Annotated in this window: 2 protein-coding genes; both read right to left on the bottom strand. The window is 45.8% G+C overall.

The window, feature by feature from the left end:
- Positions 1–282 precede the first annotated feature (282 nt).
- A complete protein-coding gene (locus tag DOM36_RS19915) occupies positions 283–1,131 on the bottom strand; it encodes a tetratricopeptide repeat protein (protein ID WP_110644167.1) in 849 nt (282 codons plus the stop codon).
- A gap of 16 nt (positions 1,132–1,147) precedes the next feature.
- The coding region (locus DOM36_RS20545) for a hypothetical protein (RefSeq protein WP_232823942.1) at positions 1,148–1,508 on the bottom strand (361 nt) is incomplete at its 5' end.

Genomic DNA, 1,508 nt, shown 5'->3' with positions numbered 1-1,508 from the left:
ATACCCCTCGGCAGCGCCCATGCCTGCGCTAAGTAAACCGACACCTGAACTAAACAACCGGTTCCAGGCACCGCTATTTGTATCGTCCGGATACCTCTAGGCACACCATTCTATGTCCGGCACCCAATGACTGCCGGACCGAGCCCGAAATATGGACAGTCGTCGTCAAAACAACACCGTTTTCTTCTACTAGAGCAAAGATGATTCAATAAAAAACCCATGGCAAATGCCATGGGTCTTAATTCTAAAGTCACACACCACAATCTTGGCAAAACAACAATCTCAATTGGCGCGACGGATAAAACCACCGCCCACCTGAACGTTGTGTTCTTCCTGCCATTTTTTGGATTGACGAAGAGCTTCGTCGATCTGCTCTTGGGTCATCTCCTTGGCGATACGTTTTTTCCCTTTCACACCAGCGGTACCACTCAGATCAAAATACTTGTATGCCTTGACCAAATTTTTTTCAGTACCTTTCCCACTCTCATAACTTTCTGCCAATGCGGGAAAGCCAAGCCTATTACCTTCCTCAAACTTATTAAAGACTGCTTTTTTTAACCAGAAAAAATATTTCTTGTCGTCCTTGACTACCCCAACACCTCTATTATACATGAGCGCAAGCTGTGCAGCGGACTCTCGATCTCCGGCGTTCCCTGCTTTAGCAAGCCAGCAGATACCTTTTTCAACGTCGTAAGAATATAAATTCTGCCATTTCTTCCCCACATACGCCATACCTAACATGCGCTGCGCAAGAACATATCCCTCTTGCGCCGTCTGCGTTGCTAAATCTCTAGCTTTGCTGACATCTTTGGCTGTGCAAATACCATTATAATACATGGTCGCCAATGTATACCCGGCATCAGCCACACCCTCGCCCCAAGCCGACCGCAAAAAATCGATGGATTTCTTGCAATCTTTTTGGATCGAAAACTCTGGCGCTCCTCTTATATAAAAAAGCCCCAAAAAAAACTCCTCGCGCCCGGAGCCAGGTCGAGACCAGCCCTTAACCTCCTCTTTCGAAAGACTGTTTATCGCAGTGTTTAAACCCTTGCCAGTCGGATCCTGAAAAAGAATATCCGCTTGGACAAAACCGGAAAAAAGCACCATTAAAAAAACAAGAAATTTCATCATAAAACCCCACGTCGAATTACTGACTCTCCATATCCAGAGTCAAAGTATCGCTTTTAATAGACTGCGTATTAGTGGACCTGAAGCCTATCGCAAGATCCGCCATATGAGTTAGAACTCTTTTTTCGTACACATGGGACCACTCTGCCTCATAAGCTTTATTTTTAAGCGAAAACTTGGGTTGGCTTTCAAGCTCTTGAGTCGTACCATACCCTTCTCCCGAGGCCTCAGCAGACACTAGCAGATTGCTTTCTCGAGTCTTTTGATAGGACCAATCAAAAATCGTTCCGGGCACATCATGTGGCGTAAGTCTCAGAACAAGACCAATAGCTCCCAACTTCGGCACCCTAACCCTTAGGTAGATCCGCACAAAATCTTCA

Origin of the sequence: Salinicola sp. CPA57 (assembly GCF_003206035.1) — a bacterium.
Taxonomy (GTDB): Bacteria; Pseudomonadota; Gammaproteobacteria; order Pseudomonadales; family Halomonadaceae; genus Salinicola; species Salinicola socius.
This window is presented reverse-complemented; position numbering and strand designations above follow the sequence as displayed.